Annotated in this window: 17 protein-coding genes and 1 pseudogene; 13 read left to right on the top strand and 5 right to left on the bottom strand. The window is 56.7% G+C overall.

Features of this window, described 5'->3' with window-relative positions; genetic code table 11:
* Window positions 1-146 precede the first annotated feature (146 nt).
* The gene (gene gpmI, locus P406_RS08695) at window positions 147-1,679 is read right to left on the bottom strand and encodes a 2,3-bisphosphoglycerate-independent phosphoglycerate mutase (RefSeq protein ID WP_046235956.1); all 1,533 of its coding nucleotides are present in this window, start codon (window positions 1,677-1,679) and stop codon (window positions 147-149) included.
* A 156-nt stretch (window positions 1,680-1,835) separates the two neighbouring features.
* On the opposite strand from gpmI, the gene P406_RS08690 reads away from it, so the two are divergent.
* Genes P406_RS08690 through secB form a run of 3 tightly spaced genes read left to right on the top strand, consistent with a single transcriptional unit; the run spans window position 1,836 to window position 3,032 of the window.
* The gene (locus tag P406_RS08690) at window positions 1,836-2,249 is read left to right on the top strand and encodes a rhodanese-like domain-containing protein (RefSeq protein WP_003318290.1); all 414 of its coding nucleotides are present in this window, start codon (window positions 1,836-1,838) and stop codon (window positions 2,247-2,249) included.
* A gap of 2 nt (window positions 2,250-2,251) precedes the next feature.
* Window positions 2,252-2,503, top strand: coding sequence for a glutaredoxin 3 (gene grxC / locus P406_RS08685; protein WP_002551467.1), 252 nt, complete (start codon window positions 2,252-2,254; stop codon window positions 2,501-2,503).
* A 40-nt stretch (window positions 2,504-2,543) separates the two neighbouring features.
* Window positions 2,544-3,032, top strand: a complete 489-nt coding sequence (gene secB, locus P406_RS08680) for a protein-export chaperone SecB (RefSeq protein WP_003372189.1) — start codon at window positions 2,544-2,546, stop codon at window positions 3,030-3,032.
* A gap of 61 nt (window positions 3,033-3,093) precedes the next feature.
* On the opposite strand, the gene trmL is transcribed toward secB, so the two are convergent.
* Window positions 3,094-3,549 (bottom strand): tRNA (uridine(34)/cytosine(34)/5-carboxymethylaminomethyluridine(34)-2'-O)-methyltransferase TrmL, encoded by a 456-nt coding sequence (gene trmL, locus P406_RS08675; protein ID WP_002551469.1) that lies wholly within the window; start codon window positions 3,547-3,549, stop codon window positions 3,094-3,096.
* Between trmL and P406_RS08670 the strand changes: the two genes are divergently transcribed.
* The 8 genes from P406_RS08670 to P406_RS29745 all read left to right on the top strand — a co-directional run bounded on the left by P406_RS08670 (window position 3,548) and on the right by P406_RS29745 (window position 11,651).
* Window positions 3,548-3,988 (top strand): hypothetical protein, encoded by a 441-nt coding sequence (locus tag P406_RS08670; protein ID WP_003372188.1) that lies wholly within the window; start codon window positions 3,548-3,550, stop codon window positions 3,986-3,988. The two genes, trmL and P406_RS08670, sit on opposite strands and share 2 nt — an antisense overlap.
* A 1,021-nt stretch (window positions 3,989-5,009) precedes the next feature.
* Complete coding sequence (locus P406_RS08665) at window positions 5,010-6,368, top strand: OprD family porin (protein ID WP_003342199.1); 1,359 nt, start codon at window positions 5,010-5,012, stop codon at window positions 6,366-6,368.
* 169 nt (window positions 6,369-6,537) lie between these two features.
* The gene (locus P406_RS08660; protein WP_003318285.1) at window positions 6,538-7,176 is read left to right on the top strand and encodes a peroxiredoxin; all 639 of its coding nucleotides are present in this window, start codon (window positions 6,538-6,540) and stop codon (window positions 7,174-7,176) included.
* Window positions 7,177-7,526: 350 nt separating this feature from the next.
* Window positions 7,527-8,492, top strand: coding sequence for a sulfonate ABC transporter substrate-binding protein (locus tag P406_RS08655; protein ID WP_003420212.1), 966 nt, complete (start codon window positions 7,527-7,529; stop codon window positions 8,490-8,492).
* Between the two features lie 28 nt (window positions 8,493-8,520).
* Window positions 8,521-9,318: an aliphatic sulfonate ABC transporter permease SsuC gene (gene ssuC / locus P406_RS08650; RefSeq protein WP_003342192.1), complete on the top strand. Its 798-nt coding sequence runs from the start codon at window positions 8,521-8,523 to the stop codon at window positions 9,316-9,318.
* Window positions 9,315-10,127: an aliphatic sulfonates ABC transporter ATP-binding protein gene (gene ssuB / locus P406_RS08645; protein ID WP_003413532.1), complete on the top strand. Its 813-nt coding sequence runs from the start codon at window positions 9,315-9,317 to the stop codon at window positions 10,125-10,127. The genes ssuC and ssuB overlap by 4 nt, the downstream gene beginning before the upstream one ends.
* 26 nt (window positions 10,128-10,153) lie before the next feature.
* The gene (locus P406_RS08640) at window positions 10,154-10,369 is read left to right on the top strand and encodes a TOBE domain-containing protein (protein WP_002555770.1); all 216 of its coding nucleotides are present in this window, start codon (window positions 10,154-10,156) and stop codon (window positions 10,367-10,369) included.
* A 133-nt stretch (window positions 10,370-10,502) separates the two neighbouring features.
* A complete protein-coding gene (locus tag P406_RS29745; RefSeq protein ID WP_244467797.1) occupies window positions 10,503-11,651 on the top strand; it encodes an RHS repeat-associated core domain-containing protein in 1,149 nt (382 codons plus the stop codon).
* A 48-nt stretch (window positions 11,652-11,699) separates the two neighbouring features.
* Here the strand turns inward: P406_RS29745 and P406_RS30210 are convergent.
* Window positions 11,700-11,786: pseudogene (locus P406_RS30210) on the bottom strand (TetR family transcriptional regulator); the annotation flags it as partial.
* 180 nt (window positions 11,787-11,966) lie between these two features.
* Here P406_RS30210 and P406_RS27355 point away from each other — a divergent pair.
* Window positions 11,967-13,049, top strand: coding sequence for an RHS repeat-associated core domain-containing protein (locus tag P406_RS27355; RefSeq protein ID WP_082100744.1), 1,083 nt, complete (start codon window positions 11,967-11,969; stop codon window positions 13,047-13,049).
* 30 nt (window positions 13,050-13,079) lie between these two features.
* Here the strand turns inward: P406_RS27355 and P406_RS08625 are convergent, their stop codons facing one another.
* Both P406_RS08625 and P406_RS08620 read right to left on the bottom strand, forming a co-directional pair.
* Window positions 13,080-13,724, bottom strand: a complete 645-nt coding sequence (locus tag P406_RS08625) for a TetR/AcrR family transcriptional regulator (RefSeq protein ID WP_024642508.1) — start codon at window positions 13,722-13,724, stop codon at window positions 13,080-13,082.
* A gap of 786 nt (window positions 13,725-14,510) precedes the next feature.
* Window positions 14,511-15,887: a glutamine synthetase family protein gene (locus P406_RS08620; protein WP_003413528.1), complete on the bottom strand. Its 1,377-nt coding sequence runs from the start codon at window positions 15,885-15,887 to the stop codon at window positions 14,511-14,513.
* Window positions 15,888-16,481: 594 nt separating this feature from the next.
* On the opposite strand from P406_RS08620, the gene P406_RS08615 reads away from it, so the two are divergent.
* Window positions 16,482-17,840 (top strand): glutamine synthetase family protein, encoded by a 1,359-nt coding sequence (locus tag P406_RS08615; RefSeq protein ID WP_046235954.1) that lies wholly within the window; start codon window positions 16,482-16,484, stop codon window positions 17,838-17,840.
* Window positions 17,841-17,851 lie beyond the last annotated feature (11 nt).

The raw sequence follows: 17,851 nt of genomic DNA, 5'->3' as shown, positions 1-17,851 counted from the left end.
GGCGATACCGAGGAATTGTGAGAAAAAATGTCAGGCCTAGTATGCCCGCCATGCGCTGCAAAAAAAACGCCTCGCAGCCACTGCTTTGAGGCCTGAAACATAAAAAACCGGCCTTGCCTGATGGCTAAAGGCCGGTTTTGACCGGGTTACTCGTTAACAAGGATCGAATGGCCGGTCATTTCCTGCGGTTTCTCCATGCCCAGCAGATGCAGCATGGTCGGCGCGACATCGGCCAGAACCCCGCCCTGGCGAACTTTCAGCTGACGTTTGCCAACATAAACGAATGGCACCGGCTCGGAGGTATGCGCGGTGTGCGCTTGCCCGGTGTGGTCGTCAGTCATCTGCTCGACGTTGCCGTGGTCAGCGGTGATCAGCGCCTCACCGCCGACTTTCTCCAGCGCCTCGGTGATGCGCCCGACACACACGTCCAGGCATTCCACAGCCTTGATCGCGGCTTCCATGATGCCGCTGTGGCCAACCATGTCGCCGTTGGCGTAGTTGACGACGATCACGTCATAACGCTGATGTTCGATGGCATCGACAATCTTGTCGGTCACTTCCGGTGCGCTCATTTCCGGCTGCAGGTCGTAGGTGGCGACTTTCGGCGACGGGATCAGAATGCGCTCTTCACCCGGGAACGGTTCTTCACGTCCGCCGGAGAAGAAAAAGGTGACGTGGGCGTATTTCTCGGTTTCGGCAATGCGCAGCTGGGTCTTGCCGTTGTCCGCCAGGTACTCGCCCAGCACGTTTTTCAGGCTGCCCGCAGCAAAAGCGGACGGCGCAGGGATGCTGGCCGCGTACTGGGTCAGCATCACGTAGTTGACCTTCGGCTGACGGGCGCGCTCGAAGTCCTTGAAATCGTCTTCGACGAACACGCGGGTCAGTTCACGGGCGCGGTCGGCGCGGAAGTTCATGAACACCACTGCGTCGCCATCTTCCACGCGGGCAGCTTCGCCAATGCGGGTGGCTTTGACGAACTCGTCGTTCTCGTCGCGTGCGTAGGCCGCTTCGAGCCCGGCAACGGCGCTGTCTGCGTGGAAATCAGCGGTGCTGTCGACGATCAGGTTATAGGCGGAGGAAACCCGGTCCCAGCGGTTGTCACGGTCCATGGCGAAGTAACGGCCGACGATCGTGGCGGTGCGACCCTTGCCCAGGCGGGCGAAGGTTGCGTCCATCAGCTCAAGGGATTTCTTCGCGCTGCGCGGTGGCGTGTCGCGGCCATCAAGGAAGGCGTGCAGGTAGATTTTTTCTGCACCGCGTTTGACCGCCAGTTCCGCCATCGCCACCAGATGGTCCTGGTGGCTGTGCACGCCGCCATCGGAGAGCAGGCCCATGATGTGCACGGCCTTGCCGGCGCTGACGGCTTTATCCACAGCGGCGCAGATGGTCGGGTTCTCGAAGAACTCGCCATCGCGAATCGCTTTGGTCACCCGAGTGAAGTCCTGATACACCACGCGGCCGGCACCCAGGTTCATGTGCCCGACCTCGGAGTTGCCCATCTGACCGTCCGGCAGACCGACGTCCATGCCCGACCCGGAAATCAGGCCATTGGGCATGGTTTGGTAGAGACGATCCATGACGGGCATCTTCGCGGCCAGAATGGCATTGCCCTTGTGGCTTTCGCTGTGTCCGAAGCCATCCAGGATGATAAGAACCAGAGGTTTTGGCGTGGCAGTCATAGAACCCACTCGATGCTGATTGGATAAAGAGATGAACAAAGTACAAGGGAACGGCATTTTAAGGACAAGTTCAAACGGCGTCACTGCCGTACGGACTTTGGCCGACCTTGGCTGCTGTGTATACTGGCCGACATTTTAACGCCCTGGAACCTACTGATGGTTGCTCACCTGCTTGAATTCGCCACTAACCACTATTTGATCACCGGTGCCTTCGTCATTCTGCTGGGACTGCTGATTGCTTACGAAATGAGCAAGGGCGGCGCCAGCCTGAGCACTCGCGAGCTGACCGCGCTGGTCAACAGCGATCAGGGCGTGGTCATCGACGTGCGCTCGAAAAAGGATTACACCGCAGGGCACATCGTCGGCTCGCTGAATTTCCCGCAGGACAAGGTACTGACCCGTACCGCCGAACTGGAGAAATACAAGGACAAGACGTTGATCATAGTCGATGCAATGGGGCAGCATGCTGGCACCACCGCCCGCGAGCTGCTCAAGTCCGGCTTCAAGGCGGCCAAGCTGTCCGGCGGTATTTCCAGCTGGCGCGGCGATAACCTTCCTCTGGTGAAGTGAACATGGCTCAAGTCATCGTCTATTCCAGCGACTACTGCCCGTATTGCATACGTGCCAAGCAGCTTCTGCAGAGCAAGAGCGTGGCCTTCGAGGAAATCCGGGTCGACGGCAAGCCGCAGCTGCGTGCCGAAATGACCAAGAAGGCCGGTCGTACTTCCGTACCGCAAATCTGGATCGGCTCGACCCACGTGGGCGGCTGCGATGACCTGTTCGCTCTGGAGCGTGCCGGCAAGCTCGATGCGCTGCTGGCCTGATACCCCTTAATCTTTCAGCCTAATCTGACAAGGATCCGAGATGACCGATCAACCGAACAACGACGCCGTTGCCAACGAAGAAAACGGCCCACAATTCTCCCTGCAGCGTATCTACGTTCGCGACCTGTCGTTCGAAGCGCCAAAAAGCCCGGCGATCTTTCGCCAGGAGTGGACGCCGACCGTCAGCCTGGACCTCAACACCCGTCAGAAGCAGCTGGAAGGCGATTTCTACGAAGTCGTGCTGACCCTGTCCGTGACCGTCAACAACGGCGACGAAGTTGCCTTTATCGTTGAAGTGCAACAGGCCGGTATCTTCCTGATCAAGGGCCTGGACGACGGCGCAATGAGCCACACCCTCGGCGCATTCTGCCCGAACATCCTGTTCCCTTACGCTCGCGAAGCCATCGACAACCTGGTCGTACGTGGCTCGTTCCCTGCGCTGATGCTGGCTCCGGTGAACTTCGACGCCCTGTACGCGCAAGAACTGCAGCGCATGCAGGAAGCTGGCGAAACGCCGACTGTTCAGTAAGCGTTACCGCTGCAAACAAAAAGCGCCTTTCGGGGCGCTTTTTTGTGCATGGCCGCTCGGTCTAGGCAAACCCGTGCTGACGCCATGCTTCATAGACAGCCACGGCCACCGTGTTGGACAGGTTCAAGCTACGGCAGCCTTCACGCATGGGCAGTCGCAGGCGATGCTCGCTGCTCAGCGAGTCGAGAATATCGGCGGGCAGGCCACGGCTTTCCGGACCGAACAGAAAGGCATCGCCTGGCTCAAAGCTCGCATCATGAAAGGGGCGCGAACCTTTGGTGGTGAAGGCAAACAATCTCGGGTTGCCTATCTTCTCCAGACAGCTTGCCAGGTCAGCATGTGTCTGCAGCGTGGCATACTCGTGATAATCGAGCCCGGCACGGCGCAGGCGCTTGTCGTCCAGCTCGAAACCCAAGGGTTCGATCAAATGCAGGGTGCAGCCACTGTTGGCGCACAGCCTGATGACATTGCCGGTATTCGGCGGAATTTCTGGTTGAAAAAGGATGACGTGAAACATGCACGGCTCCGAACGAAAGGACGGGATGCATTCTACCCTTGAAGAGGACCCGAGACCGAAGCTATGGCCGCGTGTTCTTGGTTCCATGGCGATTGTCGGGTTTACCGTGGGCACCATTATCGGCCGCCTGCAGCAGCCTGACCCGGTCGAGCTGGAACAGATCGAAGAATTGCCTGCCGGTCTGGCGCTCTGGTTCAACGAAGAACCGAAGTATCGGGGTGCGACAGTCGATGGTGCAGTGGTACTCAACGTCGATGCTTCAGGACAGCCGTGGACGGGCCAACTGAGGTTCGACAATCGGGTTGCGCGCTGGAAGGTGGAACGAGGGGAGAAGGGGTTGGTGCTGACGCTCCTGGCAGCCCGTCCACTTCATGGCGACTGGCGCACTGAGAAAGTGGACGGGCGCTGGAGACTGGAGGTCAGTCTCCGGGAGGAATAAAAGAGGGGAATCCCCGGCCTGCCTGTACCAAGGTCCCCAAAACTGGTGATGTAATACCTATTGCAGGTGGCGTGCCAGTTTTCAAATCGTCTCAGAAAAAGCGTGTCCGCGTGTGAAGCGTATTCTCTCTGTGTGATGCCATGCTTTATTTGTGCAACGCATAACTCTTTGAATTATAAATATTTATACATGTTCTTCGTGTGCCGAAGGTGATTTGGCTATTGAGCGGAGCCGTGGTGCCGCGTCGCTCATCCCTCATAACGCAGTACATGTTCCAGCTTTCCGGCTTTCAGGAGCGCACTCAATTTGCGCACCACGGGGGTGCAGAAACCCATACTGATGCACTCATTCATTCGAACTCGATGATGGATCGTCCCCGTCTCATGCATAAATGAGCCGTTTGCGCATTGGCCAATCGGCTGGCTGTTAAGGCGCCGGACACCAGAATTGCCTTTTTGTTCACGTGAGCTACAGTGAAGGACGGCTCTGAAGGCCGAAAATCGCTTGAAAATGGCCTCAAAAAGCAAAGTGAAAAAAATTTTTTGTGCTTGAACAGGGCGCGCCATCAAAGTGATGACAACTGTCACATTTACTGACTAATCTCTCCGAAGTTCCCGTAATACAAGGCTTTCGCCAGTTTTGCATCAGCGCTCTACTGGCGGAGATCGAGACCGGTGAAGGTGCATTTTTCCGGTCGGGCGCACGAAAATGAAAGATCTGACGAACGGTACCAAAATAAATTTTGGGAAATGGGTAGTTAGGTCGATACACTCCGTGACGTCTATGCTGACACGAGTTGTGACATATGACTGGATGTTCTCAAGATTCCAGCAATGGTTTCTTCAGCGCATAAAAAGCATTGCACCGACGTGTTGCCATCGACAAAAGCGGTCTAGTCAAAAGTCAGGGCGAACAGAATCCATTGATCTCGGATCGGGACTGTCGCCTATCGCTAATCCGTGGGTCAGGGCCAAGCCCGGCACCATGGATATAAAAAATTAGATTCACGAGGAGCGTAGTAATGAAGAAGTCCACCCTGGCTTTGGCCGTCACCGTTGGTGTATTGGCTCAGCAGGCCAGCGCAGCTGGTTTCCTGGAAGACAGTAAAGCGTCCGTCAGTTCTCGTACCCTGTATTTTGACAACGATTTCCGCGAAGGCACTACCCACAACAACCGTGAGACGGCCACTGGCCTGAAATTCGACTACCTGTCGGGCTTCACTCAGGGTACTGTCGGTTTTGGTCTGGACGTCCAGGGATTGGTCGGTGTTCACCTTGATGGCGGCCGTGGCAACCACGGTCCTGCAGCGAACGGCGGCATTCTGCCTACCGACAGCGACGGTTCTGCTGTCAGCGAGTGGAGCCGTCTGGGCGCCAACGGCAAGGTACGCTTCTCGAAAACCGAGCTGAAAGTCGGTAACGCATTGGCACCTAACCTGCCAATTCTGGTCAGCAACGACGGTCGTCTTCTGCCTCAGGCTTTCCAGGGCGGCATCCTGACTTCCAAGGATCTGGACAACGTCACCTTCACTGCCGGTCAGCTGAACAAATCCATCGGCCGTGCTTCGAGCAACTGGACTGACCTGTCCATTGCCGGCGCTTCCGAGACTGCCGATCAGTTCCGCTTCGCCGGTGCTGACTGGAAAGTCACCAAAGACCTGACCCTGCAGTACTACTACGCAAATCTGGAAGACTTCTACAAGCAGCACTTCCTCGGTTTGGTACACGTTTACCAAATCGACGCCAACCAGTCCTTCAAGACTGACCTGCGTTATTTCAACAGCAGCTCCGACGGCAAAAACAGCGACGCAGCAACCGGCTACCGTTTCAACAACAACAACGGTTATGCCAAGAACGCTGGCGAAGTGGATAACTCCACCTGGTCCGCCATGTTCACCTACGCCCTGGGCGGCCATGCGTTCATGGTTGGCCATCAGCAGATTGGCGATGACGGCGGCATGGTTTTCCTGAACCAGGGCAACGTCACCAAGAACGGCACCAGCACTTCGAGTCTTGAAGGCAACGGCGGTTCGAGCTTCTACCTGTTCACTGACTCGATGATCAACGGCTTCAACCGCGCGGGTGAAAACACCACGTTCGGTCAGTACTCGTATGACTTCGCCAAGGTGGGTGTTCCAGGCCTGAAAGCAGCCATCGCTTACCTGCACGCAGACGACATTCGTGATCGCACTACCGGTAAAGAAGAATACTCCGAGTGGGAAACCGACATGCGTGTTGACTACGTGATCCAGAGCGGTCCGATGAAAGGTTTCGGCACCACCCTGCGTCACGGTACTTACCGTGCGGATGGCGACCTGAACAACTCGACCAACACCGACCAAACCCGTCTGATCTTCAACTACACCTACAACTTCATGTAAGTGTATTGAGGCTTGAAGGAACCCCGCCCCGTGCGGGGTTTCTTTTGCCTGTTTTTTGATATTTCCAAAAGGTCTATAAGGCGCATTATTTATTCTTTTTAACTTCTCTCGACAGGGCGCACAGTAGTGCTATACCAAGGCCTACCCGATACAGACAAGGAGCAACACCATGACACTGCGACTTGGCGACATCGCCCCTGATTTCGAACAGGAATCCAGTGAGGGGCGTATACGTTTTCATGAATGGCTCGGTGACAGCTGGGGTGTGTTGTTTTCTCATCCGGCTGACTTCACGCCGGTGTGCACCACAGAGCTGGGCTTCACTGCCAAATTAAAAGACGAGTTCGCCAAGCGCGGCGTGAAAGCCATTGCGCTCTCGGTGGACCCGGTCGATTCGCACATCAAGTGGATCGACGACATCAACACCACGCAAAACACCCTGGTCAACTTCCCGATTCTGGCCGATGCCGACCGCAAGGTTTCCGACCTGTACGACCTGATTCATCCCAATGCCAACGACACGCTGACTGTGCGCTCGCTGTTCGTGATCGATCCGAACAAGAAGGTGCGTCTGACGATTACCTATCCGGCCAGCACCGGGCGCAACTTCCACGAAATATTGCGGGTCATCGACTCCTTGCAACTGACCGACAATTACAAAGTTGCCACGCCCGCCAACTGGGTGGACGGTGATGACGTAGTGATCGTGCCGTCGATCAAGGACGAAGCCGAGATCAAGCAGCGCTTTCCCAAGGGCTACAAAGCAGTCACGCCTTATCTGCGCCTGACACCACAGCCAAACCGCTGATTTCCGATCTACCAAGCGTGGGGTTATTCGGGCCGATTTATCGGCCCTTTTTTATTGTTCCCTGCCGCTTGCTGCGTCGCTGGATCAACTGCGGGCGCAGAGCATGAGTACGATAGTTGAGATTATCGTTCCTCACGCTCCAGCGTGGGAATGCCTGTCGTGACGCTCTGCGTCACAGGTCGCCAACGTGCAAACATGGACACTTCTCTTATATTCATTTATGGAATAACTAAATGAATAAATAAGATTTATAGATATAAAAAAGGGCTGTTAATGTCGTGCCTATTCCCACCTTGCTCGTTCCTCAGCGGTCGAGCAGGGGGCCACCCCAAATAGGTAAAGGAGCGCATATGCGCACTGTCATTTTGCGTCGAAGCCTTGCCGCTCTGTTTGCTGCTGCAGTCGCTCTTGGTGCGGTCACTCAGGCCCAGGCGGAAGATCTGCGCATCGGTTACCAGAAATACGGCACGCTGGTGCTGCTCAAGGCCAAGGGCTCGCTGGAAAAGCGTCTGGCCGAGCAGGGTGTGAAAGTCCAGTGGACCGAGTTCCCCGGTGGCCCTCAGTTGCTTGAAGGCCTGAACGTCGGCTCCATTGACTTCGGCGTAACAGGCGAAACGCCGCCGGTCTTCGCTCAGGCCGCAGGCGCGGACCTGCTGTATGTCGCCTACGAGCCGCCAGCACCGACCAGTGAAGCCATCCTGGTTCCCAAAGACTCCCCGATTACTTCGGTCAAAGACCTGAAGGGCAAGAAAGTCGTCCTCAATAAGGGCTCGAACGTCCATTACCTGCTGGTCAAGGCGCTGGAAGATGCCGGTCTGAAATACACCGATATCCAGACCGTCTTCCTGCCTCCGGCCGATGCGCGTGCAGCCTTCGAGCGCGGCAGCGTGGATGCCTGGGTCATCTGGGACCCGTACCAGGCCGCTGCTGAAAAGCAATTGCAGGCGCGGACCTTGAAAGACGGCACCGGCATTGTCGACAACCATCAGTTCTATCTCGCCACCAAGCCATACGCGCAGAAAAACCCCAAGGTGATTCAGGCGCTGGTCGAGGAGGTTCGTGCGGTGGGCGAGTGGTCCAAGGCCAACCCCGATGAAGTGACCCAACAGGTCGCGCCGTTGCTGGGGCTGCCGGCCGACATCACCCTGACTTCAGTGAAGCGTCAGGGCTACGGCGCGCAGTTCCTTACCCCGCCGGTGGTGGCGGCACAGCAGAAAATCGCTGACACCTTCTACCAGCTCAAGCTGATTCCGAAGCCGCTCAGCATTGCTGATGTGGTCTGGACACCTCCTGCTGCTGTTGCTCAAGCACAGTGATCGTCAGGCCCTTCGAGGAGACAACTCCATGAGCCTCAGTGCTTCGCAACGCATCATTCACCGACTGGCGCCCTGGGCACTTCCAGTGCTGTTGTTGGCAGTCTGGCAGCTGTCAGTCAGCGCCGGCTGGTTATCCACACGCATTCTGCCCGCGCCCAGCGCGGTCATCGAAGCGGGGATAAACCTGGTCGCCAGCGGCGAAATCTGGACGCACCTGGCGATCAGCGGCTGGCGCGCCGGGATCGGTTTCGCCATTGGCGGCGGCATCGGTCTGGCGCTGGGCTTTATCACCGGCCTGAGCAAATGGGGTGAGCGTCTGCTGGACAGCTCGGTGCAGATGATCCGCAACGTGCCGCACCTGGCACTGATTCCGCTGGTCATCCTGTGGTTCGGCATCGACGAGACCGCCAAGATATTCCTGGTCGCACTGGGCACTCTGTTCCCGATTTACCTGAACACCTACCACGGCATCCGCAACATCGATCCGGCGCTGGTAGAAATGTCCCGCAGCTACGGCCTGTCAGGTTTCAGCCTGTTCCGTCATGTGATCCTGCCGGGGGCCATGCCTTCGATTCTGGTCGGTGTGCGCTTTGCACTGGGCTTCATGTGGCTGACGCTGATCGTCGCGGAAACCATTTCCGCCAGCTCCGGCATCGGCTACCTGGCGATGAATGCGCGGGAATTTCTGCAAACCGACGTCGTGGTGCTGGCCATCGTGTTGTACGCCGTACTCGGCAAGCTGGCCGATCTGGCGGCGCGAGGCCTGGAACGTGTCTGCCTGCGCTGGCACCCGGCCTATCAAACGAGCAAAGGCGGTGCCGCATGACCAGTCTGAAACAGCAACCTCCACACTTGCTGCGTGGCATCCCGCTGGCGGTACGCAAGCTGAAAAAAGCGTTCGGCGCCCGTGAAGTGCTCAAGGACATCGACCTGCACATCCCTGCCGGTCAGTTTGTCGCCATCGTCGGCCGCAGCGGTTGCGGCAAAAGCACCCTGTTGCGCCTGCTCGCCGGCCTCGACAAACCAACGCAAGGCCAGCTGCTTGCCGGCTCTGCGCCATTGGACGATGCCCGCGAAGATACGCGATTGATGTTTCAGGAGGCGCGCTTGCTGCCCTGGAAAAAGATCATCGACAACGTCGGCCTTGGCCTGAACGGCGACTGGCGGGCGCAGGCCCTTGAAGCGCTTGAGGCCGTCGGCCTTGCCGAGCGCGCCAATGAGTGGCCTGCCGCATTGTCCGGCGGCCAGAAGCAACGCGTTGCCCTGGCTCGTGCATTGATTCACAAGCCGCGCCTGCTGTTGCTCGATGAGCCTTTGGGCGCGCTGGATGCCCTGACCCGGATCGAAATGCAGCAACTGATCGAAAAACTGTGGGGCCAGTATGGTTTCACGGTGCTGCTGGTCACCCACGACGTCAGCGAGGCCGTTGCCATTGCTGACCGGGTGATCCTGATCGAAGAAGGGCAGATCGGTCTCGATCTGCTGGTCGACCTGCCACGTCCGCGTGTTCGTGGTTCGCATCGCCTTGCGGCGCTGGAGGCCGAAGTGCTCAACCGCGTGCTGGCCCTGCCGGGTTCGCCGCCTGACCCGGAACCGTTTTCGCCACTGCCTACGCAATTGCGCTGGGCAAATTAACCCTGATCCCCAAAGGAAGACATGCCATGACTATCAAAGCCATCAACGTTCGCAACCAGTTCAAAGGCACCATCAAGGAAATCGTCCACGGCGACGTACTGTCGGAAATCGACGTACAGACCGCATCGGGCGTCGTGACCTCGGTCATCACCACCCGCTCGGTCAAAGAGCTGGAGCTGGTCGTCGGCAGCGAAGTCATCGCCTTCGTGAAGTCCACTGAAGTTTCCATCGCCAAGCTGTAAACGATGGGCAAAAAACACCTCGGACGGTCTTGACCCTCCGGGGTTTTTTGCTGTTTACCTAGCAGTTATGCGAGGTAGGCGACGTATCGGTTTTGCCGGATGATGAAGACTGGTTCTATGTGAAACAACTGCCATGACCTCTCTCGACCAGACAGTGCTATGCACGTATCGCTACGACCCGTTGGACCGGCTGGCTTCCAGCTCGCCGGTTGGGCAGACGGATGTGCAGCGCTTCTATCAAAAGAACCGCCTGGCAACCGAGATTGAGGGCGCGCTGCAGCGTACGGTCTTTCAGCATGAAGACCTGTTGTTGGCTCAGCAGCGGCATGTTGATGGTGTGGTGAACACGATGCTGCTTGCGACTGATCAGCAACGTTCTGTTCTGCGGCTTGTGGATAAGTCTGGAATTGAGCCTGTGGCGTACAGCGCCTATGGTCATCACCCGGCTGAAAGTGGCTTGACCAGCTTGCTGGGTTTCAATGGCGAGCGGCGTGATCCGGTGACCGGGCATTATCTGCTGGGGAATGGGTATCGGGCTTATAACCCGGTGTTGATGCGGTTCAACAGTCCCGACAGTTTGAGTCCGTTTGATGAGGGCGGGTTGAATGCGTATGGGTATTGTGGGGGGGATCCGGTGGGGTTTGTGGATCCGTCGGGGCATGGAAAATTCAGCGTTATCACTGAGATGGCAAAGCGTGTTTTAAACCGAGCCCGACCGATTGAGATGGTGCGGGCACCGCCTATAAAAATCAAGACGCCGTTATCAATGTTATCTGAAATGGTTGATAGGCTCCCCGCGATTTCCTCTAGCCCTTCGCCGATTGCTTCGTCAAGCGCGGGAATCTCATCAAGGGGCATTGGCAATGTCACTTCAGCTAACTCAACTAAAAAATTAAATTCGTTGGCCTCGTCGCATGGGAATAAATCAGCTCCATCGAGGCCTCGTAAGAAAAAAGGAGGCAATCAGGTAGGCTTTGCCAGCAGGGATCCTATCGTGTTGAGTGCACGCAAAAAATATCGTGACGCACTTAAGAGCGCTGGTATTCAAAAGCCTAAGCCTGATAATCCTGTTTATATTAATGGCAGACTAGAAACTGAAACGTTCACTACGAGAATTGGGTATCTTGAGGCGAAGATTAATTATATGTCTAGCATTAAAGGCTCTGCTGGTTTTAATAGAGGCACCTTTTATGATCAGAGATCGGCATTGAGGCGGGAAAGAAAAAACTATATTGAGTATCTAAAAAACCCAAGAGAAGAACAAGCATCCATTCGGTCGTAATTCTCAATTGGCTCTCTTCACCCAAAACACCGGAAAATACAACCCCAATTACGCATCAAACACCCGCATCCCTTCCTCGGCCATGCGTGGTGTGATCTCGTCATGTAACTGAACCGACCGCGCATACACCCGATCCTCCCAGTCCCATCGCCGCCTACATCATTCTGCAATGCAGGCAGCTTGAGGCGGCGATCAAAGACCTCAAGCACGGTGCTTTCAAGCTCGAAGCCGAGCGTTTACCTAGCAGTTATGCGAGGTAGGCGACGTATCGGTTTTGCCGGATGCTGAAGACTGGTTCTATGTGAAACAACTGCCATGACCTCCCCCAACCCGATAGTGCTGTGCACGTATCGCTACGACCCGCTGGACCGGCTGGCTTCGAGCTCGCCTTTGGGGCAGGCTGATATTCAGCGCTTCTATCAAAAGAACCGCCTGGCAACCGAGATTGAGGGCGCGCTGCAGCGTACGGTCTTTCAGCATGAAGACCTGTTATTGGCTCAGCTGCGGTATGCCGATGGCGTAGTGGATACGACACTGCTTGCGACGGATCAGCAACGTTCTGTCCTGCGGCTTGTGGATAAGTCTGGAATTGAGCCTGTGGCGTACAGCGTCTATGGTCATCACCCGGCTGAAAGCGGACTGACCAGCTTGCTGGGCTTCAATGGCGAGCGGCGTGATCCGGTGACCGGGCATTATCTGCTGGGGAATGGGTATCGGGCTTACAACCCGGTGTTTATGCGGTTCAACAGCCCGGACAGTTTGAGTCCGTTTGATGAGGGCGGGTTGAATGCGTATGGGTATTGTGAAGGAGACCCGGTGGGGTTTAGAGATCCGTCGGGGCATGCGCCATATAACGTGCTACTTAGACGGGTACTAAAAAACGCATACTTGAAATCAAAAGGAGGGAGAAAACAAATTTCTCGCGGTTTTTTGAGCACGCGGGGCAAATACTCAAAAGCGCATCGTTCAATGGAGAACAGGCCTTTGCCAGCATCACCCCCTGCATCAACGAACACTGCTTCATCCCCTCCGCCATCTATGACCTCAGCTCTGCAAGTTTCTGATAAAGGTAGGCCGTCGGTCGCCTTTCCAGACATGAGTTGGGAGTATAGGGCGAGAAAGACTAAGGAGTTTCATAATCCAATTGACACGGCTGCACCCGCGGATTTTTATAAGGCCCAAACCCTTTTGGATTTGCACAATAAAAGACGGATAGACGTCGAAAAGTTCATCTGTTTTCATGATGCCAGACGGGCTGTTAGCACTGAGAATTCTATAGCGGCTGGTCCATCGCAGTTTTATAAAGCTATTAGGGAGAGAGATATTAATAATTTTAAATTATACGCGGCTGATATGTATAGGATACACCGTAAGGCTATACGTAAACAGCATAAATAACAGTGTTGCACTCAGTCTCTACAACCTCGGTCACTGCAGTGGTGATATTTTTCTCTTCACCAAAAACACCGGCAAATACAACCCCAGATAAGCATCAAACACCCGCATCCCTTCCTCAGCCATGCGCGGTGTAATCTCGTCATGCAACTGCACCGACCGCGCATACACCCGATCCCCCAGTTCCATGGCCAGCGCAAACACGTCGACATCGTCCGGCAGTGCGGGCAGCTGGAAGTGGCGGTCAAACACTTCAAGCATCAAGTGACCCAGTTCAATGTCGTGCTGGCGGTCGGCCTGGTTGATTTCGGTCAGGCCGTGCTGGGCGAGGATCAATTGGCGGGCGGCGGCGTCGGCATTGTAGATGGCCAGCATGCGCAGCTCGACGATGCGTGACAGGTCGCGCCAGGTGGTGAGCTGGTCGTGATCGATGGGGGCCTGCAGCGACGCGCGAAAGGCGGCGTGGATGTCGGCGGTCAGTGCTTCAAGCAGCGCGGGGACGCTGGCGAAGAAGTGGTACACCGACGAGGGCGGAATGCCGGCGCGCTCGGCAACGCTGTAGATCGACAGGCTGGCCACTCCTTGTTCGGCAAGCAGCGTGCGCGCGGCGTCGAGAATCGAATCGATTCTGGCCTGGCTGCGTGCTTGAGGTTTGCGAGGAGTGGCGGCGCGTGTCATGGGCGTGGCTCTTGGTTGGGCTGCGGGCATTGTAAGGGATTACGACGGGATGAACCGCTGTCGTCGCCAAACGAACCGCATTCCCACGCTGGAGCGTGAGGAACGATAAGCGTGTGGCCATATGATTATCGCCCCCACGCTCCGCGTGGTAGCGCAGTTCTGGACGCTCTGCGTCCGATCTTGAAATGGCGGCGCGGCGCAGAGGTGTGACGCGGAGCGTCACGAACTGCATTCCCACGCTGGAGCGTGCGGAATGACAAGCGTGCGGCCATATGATTATCGCTCCCACGCTCCGCGTGGTAGCGCAGTTCTGGACGCTCTGCGTCCGATCTTGAACTGGCGGTGCGGAACATAGGTGTGACGCGGAGCGTCACGAACTGCATTCCCACGCTGGAGCGTGCGGAACGATAAGCGTGCGGCCATGTGATTATCGCTCCCACGCTCCGCGTGGTAGCGCAGTTCTGGACGCTCTGCGTCCGATCTTGAACTGGCGGCGCGGCGCAGAGTTATGACGCAGAGCGTCATGAAATGCGTTCCCACGCTGGAGCGTGCGGAACGATAAGCGTGCGGCCATGTGATTATCGCTCCCACGCTCCGCGTGGTAGCGCAGTTCTGGACGCTCTGCGTCCGATCTTGAACTGGCGGCGCGGTACATAGGTGTGACGCGGAGCGTCATGAACTGCAGTCCACCGGAGCGTGAGAAACGATAGGTGTCCGGAGGCTGCACACCAAACAAAAACGCCGCAAGGCTCAAAGCCTGCGGCGTTTTGTGTTACTCGGCCTCAATCAGACCGTATGCAGATACCAGTTGTACTCGAGGTCGGAGATGGAGTGTTCGAACTCTTCCAGCTCGCTCTCTTTACAGGCCACGAAAATATCGATGTATTTCGGGTCGATGTACTTGGCCATCACCGGGTTGTCGTCCAGCTCGCGCAGTGCATCACGCAGGTTGTTCGGCAGGCTTTGTTCATGCTGCTCGTAGGAGTTGCCTTCTACCGGGGCGCCAGGCTCGACCTTGTTGACCAGGCCATGGTGCACGCCCGCCAGGACCGAAGCCATGACCAGATACGGGTTGGCATCGGCACCGGCAACGCGGTGTTCGATACGTACCGCATCGGCGGTGCCGGTCGGTACGCGAACGGCGACCGTGCGGTTATCCAGACCCCAGGTCGGCGAGTTGGGCACATAGAACTGCGCACCGAACCGGCGATACGAGTTGACGTTCGGGCACAGGAAGGCCATTTGTGCCGGCAGGGTCTCGAGCACACCGCCGATTGCGTGACGCAATGCGGCGTTCTGCTCGGGATCCTCGCTGGTGAAGATGTTCTTGCCATCGCGATCCAGGATCGAGATGTGAACGTGCAGACCATTACCTGCCTGACCCGGATAGGGCTTGGCCATGAAGGTCGTGTCCATCTCGTGATCGTAGGCGATGTTCTTGATCAGGCGCTTGAGCAATACGGCGTAATCGCACGCCTTGATCGCGTCGGCGACGTGATGCAGGTTGACTTCGAACTGGGCCGGGGCGCTTTCCTTGACGATGGCGTCAGCAGGAATGCCTTGTTCCTTCGCGCCTTCGAGGATGTCCTGAAGGCAATCGACATATTCGTCGAGGTCGTCGATCAGGTAGACCTGTGTCGAATGCGGGCGTTTGCCGGAGATCGGCGAGCGGGGCGGTTGTGGGCGACCGTTCACGTTCTCCTGATCGATCAGGTAGAACTCCAGCTCGAACGCGGCGCAGATGGTCAGGCCCATTTCGTCGAATTTGGCGACGACCTGACGCAATACTTCACGCGGGTCGGCGAAAAACGGATCGCCTTCGAGTTCGTGCATGGTCATCAGCAATTGCGCGGTAGGGCGCTTTTGCCATGGCTCGTTGCACAGGGTGTCGGGGATGGGATAACAGATTCGGTCAGCATCACCGATGTCCAGGCCCAGGCCGGTGCTTTCCACCGTGGAGCCATTGATATCCAGAGCAAATAAAGAGGCAGGCAGGTTGATGCCCTTCTCGTAAACCTTATGGAGGCTGGTGCGTTCGATGCGTTTGCCACGCACCACACCATTCATATCTGCAATCAGAAGGTCAACGTACAGAACCTCAGGATGTTCCTTAAGGAACGCGTTCGCTTCGTTAAGCTGAACGGCACGCGGGGGTACCGACATGATGCAACACCTTTGTTGTTAAAAATATCAATCATCAATGATTGCGGATCTCAGTCAATCCGAAAGCCATGATGAAGTCAATAGAGCCTTTTTTTGCCCTAAAACTGCGCCATATGGCCTTTTTTGCTGCTATTTAGGGCGTTTTATTCCGTTTCTGACCGTTGTTAAATACGAGCTAGAGCGGCCTGTCTTCTATTTTTAACGGGTTGTTGTATAAAAAAATGAACGAGGCTAAGCTCGATCGCAACCCAGTAGAGCAACAATAGCGGGGGTCCAATGCTTCACCTTTCCCTGGTCGACACGCGACTATCAAGTCCGTACAGCGCTCATCATGCCTGTGATATCGGTGCTCGTGGTGGGTTGCCACACATTGCGACATCCCTGAACGGCTACCGAAGCCAGTCTGCTCTACTCTCAACGCCGGACATTACCACTATAGCGGCTTCGTCAGTGTGACCGCGGCCGTCTGGAAATCCGGTCCCGCAGCTGTCACCTTACCCCTATTCGGCGTCTGCCGAAACGAGTTGTACATCATGACGCCGATGCGTCTGGAACGCCTGATCACGATCAGGACAATAAAACCCTGAGGTATTTATGAGTACCAACCTCGACCAGCTCACCGATTGGTTGAAAGAACACAAGATTACCGAAGTCGAATGCATGATGTCCGACCTCACCGGGATCACGCGCGGCAAGATCTCGCCGACCAACAAGTTCATCGCTGAAAAAGGCATGCGTCTGCCTGAAAGCGTACTGTTGCAGACGGTGACCGGTGACTACGTAGAGGACGATATCTACTACGAGCTGCTGGACCCGGCAGACATCGACATGATCTGCCGCCCTGACCAGAACGCGGTGTATCTGGTGCCCTGGGCGGTCGAGCCCACTGCGCAGGTGATCCACGACACCTACGACAAGCAAGGCAACCCCATCGAGCTGTCGCCGCGCAACGTGCTGAAGAAGGTCCTCAAGCTCTACGCCGATCAGGGCTGGCAGCCCATCGTGGCGCCGGAGATGGAGTTTTACCTGACCAAGCGCAGCGACGACCCTGACTACCCGCTACAGCCGCCGATCGGCCGCTCCGGGCGTCCGGAAACCGGCCGTCAGTCGTTCTCGATCGAAGCGGCCAACGAGTTCGATCCGCTGTTCGAAGACGTCTATGACTGGTGCGAACTGCAGAACCTCGACCTGGACACGCTGATCCACGAAGACGGCACGGCGCAGATGGAAATCAACTTCCGTCACGGTGATGCGCTGTCGCTGGCCGACCAGATTCTGGTGTTCAAACGCACCATGCGCGAAGCCGCCCTCAAGCACGATGTCGCGGCGACCTTCATGGCCAAGCCGATGACCGGCGAGCCAGGCAGTGCCATGCACCTGCACCAGAGCATCATCGACATCGAGACCGGCAAGAATATCTTCTCCAACGAAGACGGGACCATGAGCGAGCTGTTTCTGAACCACGTCGGTGGCCTGCAGAAGTTCATCCCCGAGCTGTTGCCGCTGTTCGCGCCCAACGTCAACTCGTTCCGGCGCTTTCTGCCTGACACCTCGGCGCCAGTGAACGTCGAGTGGGGCGAAGAAAATCGCACCGTCGGCTTGCGTGTGCCGGACGCCGTACCGCAGAACCGTCGTGTGGAAAACCGTTTGCCGGGTGCCGATGCCAACCCTTATCTGGCCATCGCCGCCAGTCTGCTGTGCGGGTTCATCGGCATGGTCGAAGGCATCAACCCGAGCGCACCGGTGGTCGGACGCGGTTACGAGCGGCGCAATCTGCGTCTGCCGTTGACCATCGAAGACGCGCTGGAGCGCATGGAAAACAGCAAGACCATCGAAAAATACCTGGGCAAGAAATTCATCATCGGTTACGTCGCGGTCAAGCGCGTCGAGCATGAAAACTTCAAGCGCGTGATCAGTTCGTGGGAGCGGGAATTCCTGCTTTTCGCCGTCTGATCACGCAGAGC

This window comes from Pseudomonas syringae pv. coryli str. NCPPB 4273 (assembly GCF_000972175.1).
GTDB lineage: Bacteria > Pseudomonadota > Gammaproteobacteria > Pseudomonadales > Pseudomonadaceae > Aquipseudomonas > Aquipseudomonas syringae.
Note: the sequence above shows the minus strand (reverse complement) of the source record. Positions and strands in the feature narration are given on the sequence as shown.

Coding starts and splice junctions, on each gene's coding strand:
- gpmI (WP_046235956.1), bottom strand. CDS start 1,679: ATGACTGCCACGCCAAAACCTCTGGTTCTTATCATCCTGGATGGCTTC.
- P406_RS08690 (WP_003318290.1), top strand. CDS start 1,836: ATGGTTGCTCACCTGCTTGAATTCGCCACTAACCACTATTTGATCACC.
- grxC (WP_002551467.1), top strand. CDS start 2,252: ATGGCTCAAGTCATCGTCTATTCCAGCGACTACTGCCCGTATTGCATA.
- secB (WP_003372189.1), top strand. CDS start 2,544: ATGACCGATCAACCGAACAACGACGCCGTTGCCAACGAAGAAAACGGC.
- P406_RS08670 (WP_003372188.1), top strand. CDS start 3,548: ATGCACGGCTCCGAACGAAAGGACGGGATGCATTCTACCCTTGAAGAG.
- trmL (WP_002551469.1), bottom strand. CDS start 3,549: ATGTTTCACGTCATCCTTTTTCAACCAGAAATTCCGCCGAATACCGGC.
- P406_RS08665 (WP_003342199.1), top strand. CDS start 5,010: ATGAAGAAGTCCACCCTGGCTTTGGCCGTCACCGTTGGTGTATTGGCT.
- P406_RS08660 (WP_003318285.1), top strand. CDS start 6,538: ATGACACTGCGACTTGGCGACATCGCCCCTGATTTCGAACAGGAATCC.
- P406_RS08655 (WP_003420212.1), top strand. CDS start 7,527: ATGCGCACTGTCATTTTGCGTCGAAGCCTTGCCGCTCTGTTTGCTGCT.
- ssuC (WP_003342192.1), top strand. CDS start 8,521: ATGAGCCTCAGTGCTTCGCAACGCATCATTCACCGACTGGCGCCCTGG.
- ssuB (WP_003413532.1), top strand. CDS start 9,315: ATGACCAGTCTGAAACAGCAACCTCCACACTTGCTGCGTGGCATCCCG.
- P406_RS08640 (WP_002555770.1), top strand. CDS start 10,154: ATGACTATCAAAGCCATCAACGTTCGCAACCAGTTCAAAGGCACCATC.
- P406_RS29745 (WP_244467797.1), top strand. CDS start 10,503: ATGACCTCTCTCGACCAGACAGTGCTATGCACGTATCGCTACGACCCG.
- P406_RS27355 (WP_082100744.1), top strand. CDS start 11,967: ATGACCTCCCCCAACCCGATAGTGCTGTGCACGTATCGCTACGACCCG.
- P406_RS08625 (WP_024642508.1), bottom strand. CDS start 13,724: ATGACACGCGCCGCCACTCCTCGCAAACCTCAAGCACGCAGCCAGGCC.
- P406_RS08620 (WP_003413528.1), bottom strand. CDS start 15,887: ATGTCGGTACCCCCGCGTGCCGTTCAGCTTAACGAAGCGAACGCGTTC.
- P406_RS08615 (WP_046235954.1), top strand. CDS start 16,482: ATGAGTACCAACCTCGACCAGCTCACCGATTGGTTGAAAGAACACAAG.